The 15,659-nt window shown below is 69.7% G+C and carries 11 protein-coding genes and 1 tRNA gene; 7 read left to right on the top strand and 5 right to left on the bottom strand.

Going from position 1 to position 15,659, the window contains the following annotated elements; all coding sequences use genetic code 11:
* Positions 1 to 409: 409 nt before the first annotated feature.
* Both gltB and ACIBX3_RS37645 read left to right on the top strand, forming a co-directional pair.
* Complete coding sequence (gene gltB, locus ACIBX3_RS37650; RefSeq protein WP_397125300.1) at positions 410 to 4,915, top strand: glutamate synthase large subunit; 4,506 nt, start codon at positions 410 to 412, stop codon at positions 4,913 to 4,915.
* A gap of 12 nt (positions 4,916 to 4,927) precedes the next feature.
* Entirely contained in the window at positions 4,928 to 6,409 is a 1,482-nt protein-coding gene (locus tag ACIBX3_RS37645; protein ID WP_397125299.1) for a glutamate synthase subunit beta, read from the top strand.
* A 21-nt stretch (positions 6,410 to 6,430) separates the two neighbouring features.
* Here ACIBX3_RS37645 and ACIBX3_RS37640 read toward each other — a convergent pair whose 3' ends face one another.
* The gene (locus ACIBX3_RS37640; RefSeq protein WP_397125298.1) at positions 6,431 to 7,276 is read right to left on the bottom strand and encodes a helix-turn-helix domain-containing protein; all 846 of its coding nucleotides are present in this window, start codon (positions 7,274 to 7,276) and stop codon (positions 6,431 to 6,433) included.
* Positions 7,277 to 7,360: 84 nt separating this feature from the next.
* On the opposite strand from ACIBX3_RS37640, the gene ACIBX3_RS37635 reads away from it, so the two are divergent.
* From ACIBX3_RS37635 to pyk, 4 genes are all read left to right on the top strand, one after another.
* Positions 7,361 to 8,425: an aldo/keto reductase gene (locus tag ACIBX3_RS37635; protein WP_397125297.1), complete on the top strand. Its 1,065-nt coding sequence runs from the start codon at positions 7,361 to 7,363 to the stop codon at positions 8,423 to 8,425.
* A 121-nt stretch (positions 8,426 to 8,546) separates the two neighbouring features.
* Positions 8,547 to 10,190, top strand: coding sequence for a S8 family peptidase (locus ACIBX3_RS37630; RefSeq protein ID WP_397125296.1), 1,644 nt, complete (start codon positions 8,547 to 8,549; stop codon positions 10,188 to 10,190).
* Positions 10,187 to 10,537 (top strand): DUF2784 domain-containing protein, encoded by a 351-nt coding sequence (locus ACIBX3_RS37625; RefSeq protein ID WP_397125295.1) that lies wholly within the window; start codon positions 10,187 to 10,189, stop codon positions 10,535 to 10,537. Before ACIBX3_RS37630 ends, ACIBX3_RS37625 begins: the two co-directional genes overlap by 4 nt.
* A gap of 35 nt (positions 10,538 to 10,572) precedes the next feature.
* Entirely contained in the window at positions 10,573 to 12,003 is a 1,431-nt protein-coding gene (gene pyk / locus ACIBX3_RS37620) for a pyruvate kinase (protein ID WP_397125294.1), read from the top strand.
* Positions 12,004 to 12,124: 121 nt separating this feature from the next.
* On the opposite strand, the gene dapD is transcribed toward pyk, so the two are convergent.
* The 4 genes from dapD to ACIBX3_RS37600 all read right to left on the bottom strand — a co-directional run bounded on the left by dapD (position 12,125) and on the right by ACIBX3_RS37600 (position 14,912).
* The gene (gene dapD / locus ACIBX3_RS37615) at positions 12,125 to 13,087 is read right to left on the bottom strand and encodes a 2,3,4,5-tetrahydropyridine-2,6-dicarboxylate N-succinyltransferase (RefSeq protein WP_397125293.1); all 963 of its coding nucleotides are present in this window, start codon (positions 13,085 to 13,087) and stop codon (positions 12,125 to 12,127) included.
* A gap of 34 nt (positions 13,088 to 13,121) precedes the next feature.
* Positions 13,122 to 13,544: a pyridoxamine 5'-phosphate oxidase family protein gene (locus ACIBX3_RS37610; protein WP_397125292.1), complete on the bottom strand. Its 423-nt coding sequence runs from the start codon at positions 13,542 to 13,544 to the stop codon at positions 13,122 to 13,124.
* Positions 13,545 to 14,013: 469 nt separating this feature from the next.
* Complete coding sequence (locus ACIBX3_RS37605; RefSeq protein ID WP_397125291.1) at positions 14,014 to 14,775, bottom strand: helix-turn-helix domain-containing protein; 762 nt, start codon at positions 14,773 to 14,775, stop codon at positions 14,014 to 14,016.
* Between the two features lie 64 nt (positions 14,776 to 14,839).
* Positions 14,840 to 14,912, bottom strand: a tRNA-Leu gene (locus ACIBX3_RS37600).
* A 95-nt stretch (positions 14,913 to 15,007) separates the two neighbouring features.
* On the opposite strand from ACIBX3_RS37600, the gene ACIBX3_RS37595 reads away from it, so the two are divergent.
* The gene (locus ACIBX3_RS37595; protein ID WP_397125290.1) at positions 15,008 to 15,592 is read left to right on the top strand and encodes an ANTAR domain-containing response regulator; all 585 of its coding nucleotides are present in this window, start codon (positions 15,008 to 15,010) and stop codon (positions 15,590 to 15,592) included.
* Positions 15,593 to 15,659: the final 67 nt, after the last annotated feature.

Genomic DNA, 15,659 nt, shown 5'->3' with positions numbered 1-15,659 from the left:
GATCAGGAAGAGGCGGGGGCGATGGGGCGGGGGCGTCGAACGAAATCGGTGTGGCCGGAGGTGTTGGAGGAGTTGAGGCGGGGATGTAGGGACGAGCTCTGAGCGGGTCATTGGGCGGGGCTTGACAGAGTGCGGAGGCGGGCCTGTGGGGGCGGTGGGGAGGAGCGTGGGACAGGCGGCGAGAAATCGCTCCCGGTGGCGTAAATCGCAGCTCGGATCGGGAATTTCGTCGCCCATGCCCGGGGTTTGGGATAGCGAGTTCGGATGCTGAAATGGGCTGGAATGTTCGCAATGCGGACGTGCTGGGCACCATTCAGGCACGGTGCGGTAACCTCTACCTGCAGCAGGGCCAACGTCGTCCCCGCCTGTAAAGCAGTTTGAGACAGACGATGACGACGGGAGGGATTCAATGCCTGCTGCCCACCTCGGGTTCCCCGAGCCCCAGGGCCTCTACCACCCCGCCAACGAGCACGATGCCTGCGGTGTCGCCATGGTCGCCGACGTCGCGGGACGCCGGGGGCACGGGATCGTGGTCAAGGCGCTGACGGCGCTGTGCAATCTTGATCATCGGGGGGCCAAGGGTAGCGAGCCGGACACCGGCGACGGAGCCGGGATCCTGACGCAGATCCCCGATGCGTTCTACCGGGCTGTCGCGCCGTTCGCGCTGCCCGCGGCCGGCGCGTACGCGACCGGCATCGCCTTCCTGCCGTTCGACGAGCAGGCCAGGAGCGTCGCGAAGGGCCTGATCGAGGAGATCGCCCAGGAAGAGGGCCTCACCGTGCTCGGCTGGCGTGAGATGCCGGTCGACCGCGCTCTGCCGGGGCCGAGCGCCCGGGCCGTCATGCCGCATTTCGCCCAGCTGTTCGTGTCGAGCCCCGACGGGCACGAGGGGCTGGAGCTGGACCGGCTGGCCTTCTGCTTGCGCAAGCGGGCCGAGCACGAGGCGGACGTCTACTTCCCCTCGCTGTCCGCGCGCACGGTCGTCTACAAGGGCATGCTCACCCCCGACCAGGTCGAGCCGTTCTTCCCCGACCTGTCCGACGAGCGCTACGAGAGCGCGATCGCGCTGGTGCACTCGCGCTTCTCCACCAACACGTTCCCGAGCTGGCCGCTGGCCCACCCCTACCGTTACATCGCGCACAACGGCGAGATCAACACGGTCAAGGGCAACCGCAACTGGATGCGGGCCCGCGAGGCCATGCTGGCGTCCCCCCACATTCCTGGCGATATTTCGCGACTTTTCCCCATCTGTGACCCGGATGGCAGCGACACCGCCAGCTTCGACGAGGCCCTGGAACTGCTCCACATCGGCGGCCGGAGCCTGCCGCACGCCGTGCTGATGATGATCCCGGAGGCCTGGGAGAACCACACGGAGATGGACCCCGCCCGCAGGGCCTTCTACGAGTTCCACTCCTCGATGATGGAGGCCTGGGACGGCCCCGCCTCGATCACGTTCACCGACGGCACCCTGGCCGGCGCCGTGCTCGACCGCAACGGCCTGCGTCCCGGCCGCTTCTGGGTGACCGCCGACGGCCTGGTCGTGCTGGCCTCCGAGGCCGGCGTGCTGGACATCAAGCCCGAGGACGTCGTGCGCAAGGGCCGCCTGCAGCCCGGCAAGATGTTCCTCATCGACACCGCCCGCGGCAAGATCATCGAGGACGACGAGATCAAGGCCGAGCTGGCCGCCGAGCTGCCGTACGAGGACTGGCTGCACGCCGGCCTGGTCCGCTTCGAGGAGCTGCCGGCCCGCCAGCGCGAGGTCACGACCCACGAAGCGCTCGTCAAGCGGCAGCAGACCTTCGGCTACACCGAGGAAGAGCTGCGCATCATCCTGTCGCCGATGGCCAAGTCCGGCATCGAGCCGATCGGCTCCATGGGCACCGACACGCCCGTCGCCGTGCTGAGCGAGAAGCCGCGCCTGCTGTTCGACTACTTCACGCAGCTGTTCGCGCAGGTCACCAACCCGCCGTTGGACGCCATCCGCGAGGAGCTGGTCACCTCTCTGGCCAGCACCATCGGGCCGGAGGGCAACCTGCTCGACCCGGGGCCGAGCTCGTGCCGCCAGCTCGTGCTGCCGTACCCGGTGCTCGACAACGACGAGCTCGCCAAGATCATCCACATCAACGACGAGCACGACCTGCCCGGCTTCCACCCGCACGTCATCAGCGGCCTGTACGAGGTCGCCGGCGGCGGCGAGGCGCTGTTGCGCCGTCTGGAGGAGATCCGGGCCGAGGCGTCCCAGGCGATCGCGGACGGCGCGCGCATCATCGTGCTCAGCGACCGCGGTTCCTCCGAGACCCTCGCCCCGATCCCGTCGCTGCTGCTGACCGGCGCGGTGCACCACCACCTGATCCAGGAGAAGACCCGCACCAAGATCGGCCTGGTCGTCGAGACCGCCGAGGCCCGGGAGTGCCACCACATGGCGCTGCTCATCGGCTACGGCGCGGGCGCGATCAACCCTTACCTCGCCATCGAGACCATCGAGGACCTCGTCGATGCCGGCGCGCTCCAGGTGGACAAGCGCAAGGCCGTGCGCAACCTGATCAAGGCGTACGGCAAGGGCGTCATCAAGGTCATGTCCAAGATGGGCGTGTCGACAGTGGCCTCCTACACCGGCGCGCAGATCTTCGAGGCGCTCGGCCTGAGCCAGGAGGTCATCGACGCCTGCTTCATCGGCACCACCTCGCGCCTGGGCGGCGTCGGCTTCGACGTGCTGGCCGAGGAGGTCGCGCAGCGGCACCGCCACGCCTATCCACGCGTGGACAACGCCCACCGCAGGCTCCAGGTCGGCGGCGAATACCAGTGGCGGCGCGAGGGCGAGCCGCACCTGTTCAACCCCGAGACCGTCTTCAAGCTGCAGCACGCCACCAGGACCCGCCGCTACGAGATCTTCAAGGAGTACACGAACCTCGTGGACTCCCAGGCGGAGCAGCTGATGACGCTGCGCGGCCTGTTCAAGCTGCGCGAGGGCAAGTCGATCCCCATCGAGGAGGTCGAGCCCGTCGAGAGCATCGTCAAGCGGTTCTCCACCGGCGCGATGTCGTACGGCTCCATCTCGATGGAGGCGCACGAGACGCTCGCCATCGCGATGAACCGGCTCGGCGGCAAGTCCAACACCGGCGAGGGCGGCGAGGACCCCGAGCGGCTCTACGACCCCGCCCGCAGGTCCGCGATCAAGCAGGTGGCCTCCGGCCGCTTCGGCGTCACCAGCGAATACCTGGTCAACGCCGACGACCTGCAGATCAAGATGGCCCAGGGCGCCAAGCCCGGCGAGGGCGGCCAGCTGCCCGGTCACAAGGTCTACCCGTGGATCGCCAAGACCCGGCACTCCACGCCCGGCGTCGGCCTCATCTCGCCGCCGCCGCACCACGACATCTACTCGATCGAGGACCTGGCCCAGCTCATCCACGACCTGAAGAACTCCAACCCGCAGGCCAGGGTCCACGTGAAGCTGGTCGCCGAGGTCGGCGTCGGCACGGTCGCCGCCGGCGTGTCGAAGGCGCACGCCGACGTGGTGCTCATCTCCGGCCACGACGGCGGCACCGGCGCCTCGCCGCTGACGTCGCTCAAGCACGCGGGCGCGCCGTGGGAGCTCGGCCTGGCCGAGACCCAGCAGACGCTGCTGCTCAACGACCTGCGCGACCGCATCGTCGTCCAGGTCGACGGCCAGCTCAAGACCGGCCGCGACGTGGTCATCGCCGCGCTGCTCGGCGCCGAGGAGTACGGCTTCGCCACCGCGCCCCTCGTCGTCTCCGGCTGCGTGATGATGCGGGTCTGCCACCTCGACACCTGCCCCGTGGGCGTCGCCACGCAGAACCCGGAGCTGCGCAAGCGCTTCACCGGCAAGCCCGAGTTCGTGGTCAACTTCTTCGAGTTCATCGCCGAGGAGATCCGCGAATACCTGGCCGAGCTGGGCTTCCGCTCGCTCGACGAGGCCATCGGGCACGTCGAGATGCTCGACACGACGGCCGCCGAGGAGCACTGGAAGGCCGCCGGGCTCGACCTGTCGCCGATCCTGCACCAGCCCGAGCTGCCTGCCGGCACCGCGCTGCACAGGGTCATCGAGCAGGACCACGGCCTGCAGCACGCGCTGGACAACACGCTCATCCAGCTCGCCGAGGGCGCACTCAACGACGGCACCCCGGTCACGCTGGAGCTGCCCATCCGCAACGTGAACCGCACGGTCGGCACCATGCTCGGCTACCAGGTCACCAAGCGGTACGGCGGCAAGGGCCTGCCCGACAACACCATCGACATCTCGTTCACCGGTTCGGCGGGCAACTCGTTCGGTGCGTTCCTGCCGCGCGGGGTCACGCTGCGCCTGTCCGGCGACGCCAACGACTACCTCGGCAAGGGGCTGTCCGGCGGCCGCATCACCGTCCGGCCGCACGACGAGGCCCCGCTCGACGGGCACATCATCGCCGGCAACGTCGCCCTGTACGGCGCCACGTCCGGCGAGGTGTTCATCCGCGGCGTCGTCGGCGAGCGGTTCTGCGTGCGCAACTCCGGCGCGACGGCGGTCGTCGAAGGCGTGGGCGACCACGGCTGCGAGTACATGACCGGCGGCAAGGCCGTCGTGCTCGGCGCGACCGGGCGCAACTTCGCGGCCGGCATGTCGGGCGGCATCGCGTACCTGCTGGACCTCAAGCCCGAGCGGGTCAACCGCGAGATGGTCGCCATCGAGGCGCTCACCGAGGAGGACGCCGAGTTCCTCAAGGAGACCGTCGAGAAGCACTTCGCGGAGACCGGCTCGCCGGTCGCCAAGCAGCTGCTGGCGGACTGGGACGCGGCGCTCGGCAGGTTCGGCAAGATCATGCCGACGGACTACAAGCGGGTGATGGCGGCCGCCGAGGCCGCCCGCATCGAAGGCAGAGACATCGACGAGGCGGTCATGGCCGCTGCGGTTCAGAGCTGAGGAGGCGTACCGATGGCCGACCCCAAGGGTTTTCTCACGCACGACCGGGAGCTGCCGGCGCGCCGCCCCGTCGACGTGCGCATCAGCGACTGGCGTGAGGTCTACCAGGACTTCTCACAGGAGAAGCTGACCAAGCAGGCAGCCCGCTGCATGGACTGCGGCATCCCGTTCTGCCACAACGGCTGCCCGCTGGGGAACCTCATCCCCGAGTGGAACGACCTCGTCTACCGCACCGACTGGCGCGAGGCGATCGAGCGGCTGCACGCCACGAACAACTTCCCGGAGTTCACCGGCAGGCTCTGCCCGGCTCCGTGCGAGGCGGCGTGCGTGCTCGGCATCAACGCCGACCCGGTGGCGATCAAGCGGGTCGAGGTCGAGATCATCGACCGGGCGTTCGCCGAGGGCTGGGTGACCCCGCGGCCCCCGGCCGTCAAGACCGGCAAGAAGGTGGCCGTGGTCGGCTCCGGGCCCGCGGGTCTCGCGGCCGCCCAGCAGCTCACCAGGGCCGGGCACGACGTGGTGGTGTTCGAGCGCGCCGACCGCATCGGCGGGCTGCTGCGTTACGGCATCCCCGAGTTCAAGATGGAGAAGCGGCACATCGAGCGCCGCCTGGAGCAGATGCGGGCCGAGGGCACCGAGTTCCGGACCGGCGTCAACGTCGGCGTCGACATCACCGCCGCCGAGCTGCGCGAGCAGTTCGACGCCGTGGTGCTGTCGGGCGGCGCCACCCAGTGGCGCGACCTGCCGGTGCCCGGGCGCGAGCTCAAGGGCGTCTACCAGGCGATGGAGTACCTGCCGCTGTCCAACAAGGTCCAGGAGGGCGACTACGCGGTCCCGCCCGTCTCGGCCGAGGGCAAGCACGTGGTGGTGATCGGCGGCGGCGACACCGGCGCCGACTGCATCGGCACGGCGATCCGGCAGGGCGCCGAGTCCATCACCCAGCTCGAGATCATGCCGCAGCCGCCGGCGTCCCGGCCGGCCAGCCAGCCGTGGCCGACGTACCCGATGCTGTTCAAGGTGGAGAGCGCGCACGAGGAGCTCGCCGACGGCGGCGGGCAGCGGGTGTACGCGGTCTCCACGACCGAGTTCGTCGGCGACGACGACGGCAACGTGCGGGCGCTGCGCCTGGTCGAGGTCGAAGGACCGCAGGCCGGGTTCAAGCCCATCCCCGGCACCGAGCGGGAGATCCCCGCCGAGCTGATCACGCTGTCCATGGGCTTCCTCGGTCCCGAGAAGGGCGCGCTGCTGCAGGACCTGGCCGAGGTCGCGGGCGGCGACGGCTTCTACGACAAGCGGGGCAACGTCGCGCGCGACAAGACGTACATGTCCAAGGTGGACGGCGTCTTCGTGGCCGGTGACATGGGCCGCGGGCAGTCGCTCATCGTGTGGGCCATCGCCGAGGGGCGCGCCGCCGCCTCGGGCGTGGACCGGTACCTGACCGGGGAGACGGCGCTGCCGTACCCGATCCTGCCGACCGCGCGGCCGCTGGTCTGACCGTTCCCGGCCTGGACGCCGTCACAGCTTGCTGGTGACGGCGTCCAGCGCCCGCTGGGAGGCCGGGTCGGCGGCGCGGTAGATGACCAGGCGCTGGCCAGGGGCCTGCAGCGGGGTCAGGACCTCGTATTCGACGGTCAGCGGGCCGGCCGTGGCGTGCCGCAGCCGCTTCCTGCCGCGGCCGTTCACGCGGACGTCGCGCAGTGCCCACAGGCGGGCGACCTCCTCGCTGCCCGAGGTGAGCTCCTCGATCAGCTCCGCCAGCGCCGCGTCGTCGGGGTGGGCCGCCCACGCGGCCCGCAGGTCCGCGATGCCCTCGCGCAGCGTGCGCTCCCGGTCGCGGTAGAAGTCGCGCAGGCCCGGGTGCAGCGTGCACAGCCACATGCTGTTGCGTTGCTCGGGTGGCAGCGTGGCGAAGTCGATCACCAGGACGGCCATCTCCCGGTTCCAGGCGATGATGTCGAAGCGGTGGTTGAGCAGCATGGCCGGCAGCGGGGACAGGTCCAGCACCAGCCGGGAGATCGGGCCCGCCTCGTCGGCGGCGGCCGCCCGCCGGACCGCCGCGCGCTGCCGCGTCGGCCGCTGCCGGGCCAGGTCGAACAGGTAGACCCGCTCGTCCTCGCTCAGGCGCAGCGCTCCGGCCAGCGCCTCCAGCACCTCCGGTGAAGGCCGCAGCCCGCGGCCCTGCTCCAGGCGGATGACGTAGTCGACGCTGACGCCGGCCAGCTCCGCCACCTCCTCCCTGCGCAGGCCCGGCGTGCGGCGCTGGGTGCGGCGGGCGGGCAGGGCGATGTCGCGGGGGTCCAGGCGTTCGCGGCGGGTACGCAGGAAGGCCGCCAGTTCGCGGGTCTGGTCCACGGTGCTCATCACGTCAATCCTAAGACTGGTAAAGCCCGTCCCAGGAAGAGCTCTCCCTTACCGGCGGCCGGCGGGCGTAGCAACCTGGAGGGCATGACGACTCTTGACACCTACCGCTTGCTGGGCCGTTCCGGGCTGCGGGTCTCACCGCTCGCGCTGGGGACCATGACGTTCGGAACGGATTGGGGCTGGGGCTCGGACAAGGACGAGTCCCGCCGGATCTTCGACGCCTACCTGGACCGGGGCGGCAACTTCGTCGACACCGCCAGCCAGTACACCAACGGCACGGCCGAGACGATGGTGGGCGAGTTCGCGGCGGGGCGGCGCGAGCAGGTGGTGATCGCCACGAAGTACACCTTGGCGCGGCGTCCCGGCGACCCCAACTCCGGCGGCAACCACCGCAAGAGCATGGTCCAGTCGGTCGAGGCGAGCCTGCGGCGGCTGAACACCGAGTTCATCGACCTGCTCTACCTGCACGCCTGGGACTTCACCACCCCCGTCGAGGAGATCCTGCGCGCGATGGACGACCTGGTCCGCATGGGCAAGGTCCTCTACGCCGGCATCTCCGACACGCCGGCCTGGCAGGTGTCGCGCATGCAGGCCATCGCCGACCTGCGGGGCTGGACGCCGCTGATCGCGCTGCAGATCGAGTACAGCTTGGTCGAGCGCACCGTGGAGCGCGAGCTCATCCCCATGGCGCGGGAGATGGGGCTCGGCGTCATCCCCTGGTCGCCGCTGGCCAGCGGGGTGCTGACGGGCAAGTACACCCGGGCCGACCTGGACGTGGGCGAGGGCACGGCCGACCCCGCCGGGACCCGCAAGAACGTCGCCGCGGCCAACGGCGCGCTGACCGAGCGGGCCCTGGGCATCGCCGACGTGGTCAAGCGGGTCGCAGGCGAGATGGGGGCCAAGCCGTCGCAGGTGGCGCTGGCCTGGGCGACGCTCAACCCCGGCGTGACGGCTCCGATCGTGGGGGCGCGGACGCGGGCGCAGCTGGAGGACAACCTGGGGGCGCTCGACGTGCGGTTCACCGACGATCAGCTGGCCGCCCTGGACGAGGCCGGCCGGGTCGATCTGGGCTTCCCCCACGAGATGCTGGCCCGTCCGATGAGCCGCCAGGTCGTGTTCGGCGGCGTCACCATCGACCGCACGCGCTGACGCCCGCCTGCCGCCGCTCCGCTCTGGCCGCCCTTCTACCGAAATTTCTTCTCTAAGTTGCATCACCCGGTGAGTGCCGGGAAGATGCAGGTTCTGCGGCAAGTCGGCGGATGGGGGAAGAATGCGGCGAGTCGCCTCGATCTTGACGGCGTTGGCCGCCTTTGTAGCACTTGTCGCCTGCTCGCCCGAGACGCCCCGAAAGCCCGGCGCACTCGCCGCCACGCGAGGCGCGTCGTCCGAGTACCTCGTCTTCTACGCCGAAGGTAAACACGACCAGGCCCTGCGAGCCGTCGAAAGTGCCGGCGGCACCACCGTCGGCGAGGACCCCAGGCTCGGATACGTCCTGGCCGACGGCCGCGGCGACAGGTTCGTCGAGAACCTGGGAGCCGACCGGGCCATCGTCGGCGTCTCCCCGGACCGCGGCATCGGCTTCGCCACGGGCCGCGGCATCGGGAAGGCCGCCTTCCCCGACGCGTCGTCGTTCACCGAGAGCCGCGGCGGGGAGCCGCTCGCCGGCCGCCAGTGGGACATGCGGATGATCGGCGCCGACCGGGCGCACGCCAAGACGCCCGGCAGCAAGCAGGTCCTGGTCGGGATCATCGACACCGGTGTCGACGGCAAGCACCCCGACATCGCCCCGAACTTCGACCGCGAGCTCAGCCGCAACTTCGTCACCGACAAGCCCAGGGACGAGAACGGCGAGACGCTCGACGGCCCCTGCGAGGCCAAGAACTGCAAGGACCCCGTCGACGCGGACGACGACGGCCACGGCACCCACGTGGCCAGCACCATCGGCTCCCCGCTCAACGGCATCGGCATCGCCGGCGTCGCCCCGGGCGTGCGGCTGGTGAACATCAGGGCCGGCCAGGACTCCGGGTTCTTCTTCCTCAAGCCCAGCCTCGACGCGCTCACGTACGCCGCCGACATCGGCGTGGACGTGGCCAACATGAGCTACTACGTCGACCCCTGGCTGTTCAACTGCGCGAACAACAGGTCCGACACCAGGAAGCAGCAGCTCGAGCAGCAGGGCATCATCACCGGCATGCAGCGGGCCATCGACTACGCCCGCAAGAAGGGCGTCACGCTCGTCTCCGCGCTCGGCAACGGCTCCACCGACCTCGGCCGCCCCACGGTCGACGACAAGAGCCCCGGCTACCCGGAAGGCGACCAGAAGGTCCGCAAGGTCGACAACTCCTGCATCAACGTGCCCGCCGAGTCGAACGGCGTGCTCTCCGTCTCCGCGCTCGGCCCATCCGGACGCAAGGCGATCTACAGTGACTACGGCACCGAGCAGACCGACCTGTCCGCCCCGGGCGGCGACGTGCTCGACGGCAAGGGCGCCAAGGCCACCAGGTCGATCCTGGCCGCCGCTCCCGAGCGCGTGCTGCGCGCCGCCGGGCGCATCGACGCCTCGGGCAAACCCAAGAACGCGGACGTCGTACGCGACTGCGAGGGCGGCTCCTGCTCCTACTACCAGTACCTCGACGGCACCTCCATGGCCGCCCCGCACGCCACCGGCGTCGCCGCCCTCATCGTCAGCCGCTTCGGCAAGCCCGGCTCAGGCGGCCTCACCCTCGCCCCCGCCACCGTCGAGGACCTGCTCTACAAGAGCGCCACCCAGAAGGCCTGCCCCACACCCCGCCAGTACGTCTACAAGGCGTACGGCGAGTCCCAGACGCACGACTGCGAGGGCGAGCCGTCCCGCAACGGTTTCTACGGCCGGGGCATCGTCGACGCCTGGAAGGCGGCTACCTTCGAACCATGATGTACCGCATCATCGCGGACGTCGCGATGGTGGCGCACTTCGCCTTCCTCGCCTACATGGCCGTGGGCGGGTTCCTGGCGTGGCGGTGGCGGCGTACGATCTGGGCCCACCTCACCGTGGCCGCCTGGGGCGTACTCTCGATCGTCACCGGCGTGGAGTGCCCCCTGACCCTGGCCGAGGACTGGGGGCGCCGGCAGGCGGGGATGGCGGGGCTGCCCGCGTCCGGATTCATCGACCACTACATCGAAGGCGTCATCTACCCTGAGGAGTACACGAACTTGGCGCGATTAGGCGTCGCCGTTCTCGTGCTGTTCTCCTACGTCGGGTACGTTCTCCGTCGTCGGTGACTGCCAAGTGGTCTGTACCAATTAAGGTAGGACTCGTGACTCGTCGCGCGAAAATCGTCTGCACTCTAGGCCCTGCAACATCGTCCGAAGAACGCCTCCGCGAGCTGATCGCCGCGGGCATGGACGTGGCACGGTTCAACCTCAGCCATGGCAACCATGACCTGCACCGAGAGGTCTACGACCGGGTGAGGAGGGTGGCGGCCGAGCTCGGCCGCGGCGTAGGCGTGCTCGCCGACCTGCAAGGCCCCAAGATCCGCGTGGGCACGTTCGAAGAGGGGCCCGTCAGGCTCGGCTTCGGCGACGTCTTCACCATCACCGCCGAAGACGTGCCCGGCGACCGCGAGCAGGTCTCCACCACCTACAAGGGCCTGCCCAACGACGTGCGCCCCGGTGACACGATCCTGGTCGACGACGGCCGCCTCGTCCTCGAGGTGACCCGCGTCGACAGCGAGCGCGTCACCACCCGCGTCGTCATCGGCGGCATGATCTCCGACAACAAGGGCCTCAACCTGCCCGGCGTCAACGTCAGCGCGCCCGCCCTGACCGACAAGGACGAAGCCGACCTGCGCTGGGCGCTGCGCACCGGCTTCGACATGATCGCCCTGTCCTTCGTCCGCCGCCCGTCCGACGCCGACGTGGTGCGCAACATCATGGAGCAGGAGGCCGTACGCCTGCCGCTGATCGCCAAGATCGAGAAGCCGCAGGCCGTCGACCGCCTCCCCGAGATCATCGAGGCCTTCGACGGCATCATGGTCGCCCGCGGCGACCTGGGCGTCGAGCTGCCCCTGGAGCAGGTTCCGATCGTGCAGCGGCGCATCATCGAGCTGTGCCGCGAGAAGGCCCGCCCGGTCATCGTCGCCACGCAGATGCTCGACTCGATGATGAACGCCCCGCGCCCCTCCCGCGCCGAGGCCTCCGACGTGGCCTACGCGGTCATGGACGGCGCCGACGCCGTCATGCTGTCGGGCGAGACCTCCGTCGGCAACTACCCGATCGAGTCCGTCTCCACGATGGACCGCATCGCCTGCGCCGCCGAGAAGTCGTCCCTGCAGGCCACCCACACGCTGGAGCGCATGCCCGAGACCACGGGCGGCGCCATCGCGCGGGCCGCGGCCGAGGTGGGCGCCATCGTGGGCGCGAAGGCGCTGGTGGCGTTCACGATGTCGGGGGAGACGGCGCGGCGGCTGGCCCGCTACCGCTCGCCGATCCCGCTCCTGGCCTTCACATCGGCGCCCCACGTGCGGGGGCAGCTGTCGCTGACGTGGGGGGTGGAGACGTTCCACGTGCCGTTCGTGCACCACACGGACGACATGGTGCGGCAGGTCGAGGCGTCGCTGCTGTCGCTCGGAAGGCTGGAGAAGGGGGACAAGGTGGTCATCGTGGCCGGCTCGCCTCCCGGCACCCCCGGCTCCACCAACGCCCTCCGCGTCCACATCGTCGGCTCCGCCGTCTCCCACGGCAACTGACACCATTTTTCGGTAAATCTTTTACGGCGGGGCCAAGCGGGGGACTCCACCCGCCGACGCCGGTGACAGGCCAGGAGCGGGATCATGTCCCGGTCCTGGCCGTCCGCGGTGAGAAGCCCCCTCAGTTGGCGTGCAGGGCGGCGTTCAGCTCGATACCGGTGCCCCCGCGCGGCACCGCCTCCACCGCCCCCGACTGAGAGTTCCTCCGCAGCAGGATCCCGTTCGCGCCCGACAGCTCGGCCGCCTTGACCACCGTGCCGTCCGGGAGGGCGACCTTCGTGCCCGCCGTCACGTACAGCCCGGCCTCCACCACGCAGTCGTCGCCCAGCGAGATGCCGATGCCCGCGTTCGCGCCCAGCAGGCAGCGCTCGCCGATCGAGATGACCTGCTTGCCGCCACCCGACAACGTGCCCATGATCGAGGCACCGCCGCCCACATCGGAGCCGTCGCCGACGACCACACCCGCCGACACCCGGCCCTCGATCATGGACGAGCCCAGCGTGCCGGCGTTGAAGTTCACGAAGCCCTCGTGCATGACAGTGGTGCCACCGGCCAAGTGGGCGCCGAGACGCACCCGGTCGGCGTCGGCGATCCGCACGCCCGCGGGCAGCACGTAGTCGACCATCCGCGGGAACTTGTCCACCCCGTACACCGTCACCGCGCCCCTCGACCGCAGCCGCAGACGGGTCTGCTCGAAATCCGGCACAGGACACGGCCCGAAGCTGGTCCACACGACGTTCGCCAGCAGGCCGAAGACGCCGTCCAGATTGGCCCCGTGCGGCCTGATCAGGCGCGCGGACAGCAGATGCAGCCGCAGGTAGACGTCATGCGCGTCCACAGGCGCCTCGGAGAGCTTGGCGATGCCGGTGCGCACCACGACCACCTCCACGCCCCTCGCCGCGTCAGGGCCCGCCAGGGAGGCCAGCTCACCGGCCTCGCCGGCGGACAGCCGCTCGGTGCCCGAGAGCGGCGCGTCGCCCAGCTCGGGGGAGGGGAACCAGGTGTCGAGTACGGTGCCGTCAGCGGCGATGGTGGCGAGGCCGACGCCGAACGCGCCGGTCGAGGTGGGATCGATAGCAGTCACGGGCCAAAAATACCGGTCACGAGAGTCCCGGTGCTCACCCGAGGGCCCCCAGGTCGGCCGAGAGCCAGTGTTCCGGCCGCATCCTGAACGTCACCAGCGTGTTCAGGTCCGAGCCCTGCACATAACCGGGCACCGCCTGGGGCGGCAGGTAGCGGGCGGCGATGCGCGTCAAGTCCTCCAGCGTCGTGGGACCGGAACACACGACGGGCCCCTCCACGGACACGTACCGGTAGGTCGGGCTGACCCGCTGCGCCAGCATCGAGAACCTGCCCGCCTTCGCGATCAACCGCGCCTTGACCGAGTCGCCGTTCGTCAGGAACCGGATGTCGCCGCCGGGAACGTAGTCGTACCAGACCGGCACGTTCAGCGGCGCCCGGTCCTCGCCCGTCTCGATGGCCAGCCCCCCGATGTGCGCCTCCGCCAGGAACGCCTCCCGCTCCGCCACGCTCAGCGGCATCCCGCCCACCCCCGAATTCATCGATCTTGAGACGGCTATTCCCGGCGCCGGCGCCCCCGAACCCGCCGTCGCTTGTGCGGGTTGACCTGGAAGAAGTGAAGATCTCAAGCGAGATGTCGCCGGCGCGTGCGTCCTCGAACCCGCCGCGCCTGTGCGGGTTGGCCTGGGGGAGGAGCGGAGATCTTCGAACTCGGGGTGCCGCCGCGGCCGGCAGGGCGTCGGATCGCTCTCCAGCTCCCCACGCGCACGGCGTCACGGCCCGCCGGCCGGGTGCCCCGGTAGGCATGATCGCCAAGCTGCCCCGGACCCGGTGTCCAAGACCGCACTCAACCAGCTTGACCGTCCAGTACGCCAAAGAGCTCGCAAGGACGGCATCCTCGTCGACGCCGCCGCGCCGGGCGCCTGCGCCACCGACGTCACCAAGGACCTGCCGTTCCCGATCACCCGGACGGTTTGGTGCCCTGGTGGGTCAGTACTTGGGCCCGACGTAGCAGTCCAGCAACTCCACGGCCTCCCGCCGGGCGACCGACATCTCGTTGCGGTTGTTGAACCGCCAGGCGACGCCGAGCAGATCGAGCGCCTCGCCGCACAGGGCCAGGATGTCGCGGGACTCGTTCTTGAACATGTAGCGGGGGTACTCATACCAGTGAACGCCGCTGGGGAGGACGCGGCGGACGCGATTCATCGCTCGGCAGCCGTCGGAGTGAATGAGGCCCCTGACGAACCATTCCGGGTGCGCTGTGACGATCTCTCGCTGCCACGGTTCGAGCACGATCGCGCGATCATGCTTCTTGCCGGGTCCATGCTGTGGAAACAGGTGCGGCCAGTGCTTCCAGTAGCTCTTGACCTCGGTGCAGCCGTTGCGCCGGCGGCGGCCCACCGCCGGGGTCGGCATCACCTGTGCCATGGCGGTGGCGGCTTCCTCGATGAGGCCGGGCCAGTTGTCGTCGCAGAAGATGGAGAGCTGATAGACCTCCTTGCGGCACCGCACGATGTGGCCGTCCCCCAGGTAAAGGCCCAGGAGGTGGGCGTAACTGCTGGCGGGAGTCGGCGAACAAGGTTGCGGCGCACAGCGGGGGCACGTGCTGCGAGCCGGAAGGTCGTGGGCCGGGAGGTCGCGCCATCGGCCGATGGTGCTTGAGCTGACGCCGGTCTGGCGGCTCACTTCGCTGATGCTGAACCCCGAGGCGAGCAGGCGGAGGGCTTCGTCACGGACCGCGATATCATGCATGCGGAGAGTGTCGCATGCGGGTACGACAAAGCCGCCCGGCTTGGAAGGCCGGGCGGCTGGTCAGTGCCCCGGGTGGGATTCGAACCCACACTGAATGGATTTTGAGGCCATCTTCTCTGCCGTTGGAATACCGGGGCATTTCCGGATTTGTAGTGCATCTTAGCGCTCGGCTAGATCGCCTGCCGGGGGCTAGCGTGGCTCTAATCTACCGGACATCGGTACTCTTCTGCTCGTGAGTACGCAGCGGCGAGTAGTGATCGCGGAAGACGAGGCCCTGATCCGCCTCGACCTCAAGGAGATGCTCCAGGAGGACGGCTACGTCGTCGTGGGCGAGGCCGGGGACGGTGAGCAGGCGATCCAGCTGGCCGCCGATCTGCGGCCCGATCTCGTCATCCTGGACGTCAAGATGCCTGTGCTGGACGGGATCTCGGCGGCCGAGCGGATCGTGGGCGAGCGGATCGCCCCGTGTTTGATCCTGACCGCGTTCTCCCAGCGTGACCTGGTGGAGCGGGCGCGGGATGCGGGGGCGATGGCCTATCTGGTCAAGCCGTTCACGAAGGCGGATCTGGTGCCGGCGATCGAGATGGCGGTCAGCAGGCACGAGGAGATGGTGGCGCTGGCGGCCGAGGTGTCGAGCCTGTCGGATCGGCTGGAGACGAGGAAGCTGGTGGAGCGGGCCAAGGGTCAGTTGATGACGCAGCATGGCTGGACGGAGCCGCAGGCGTTCCGGTGGATCCAGAAGGCGTCGATGGACCGGCGGCTGAGCATGCGTGAGGTTGCCCAGATCGTTATAGATGACGCGGCCAAGCAGTCGTGAGAAGGGTCAATATCAGGTGATTTAGCCTGATGGGTTGTGGTGCGGTCACGAGTGGGCATCCAACCGG

This window comes from Nonomuraea sp. NPDC049480 (genome assembly GCF_044465905.1).
Lineage (GTDB): Bacteria > Actinomycetota > Actinomycetes > Streptosporangiales > Streptosporangiaceae > Nonomuraea.
Note: the sequence above shows the minus strand (reverse complement) of the source record. Positions and strands in the feature narration are given on the sequence as shown.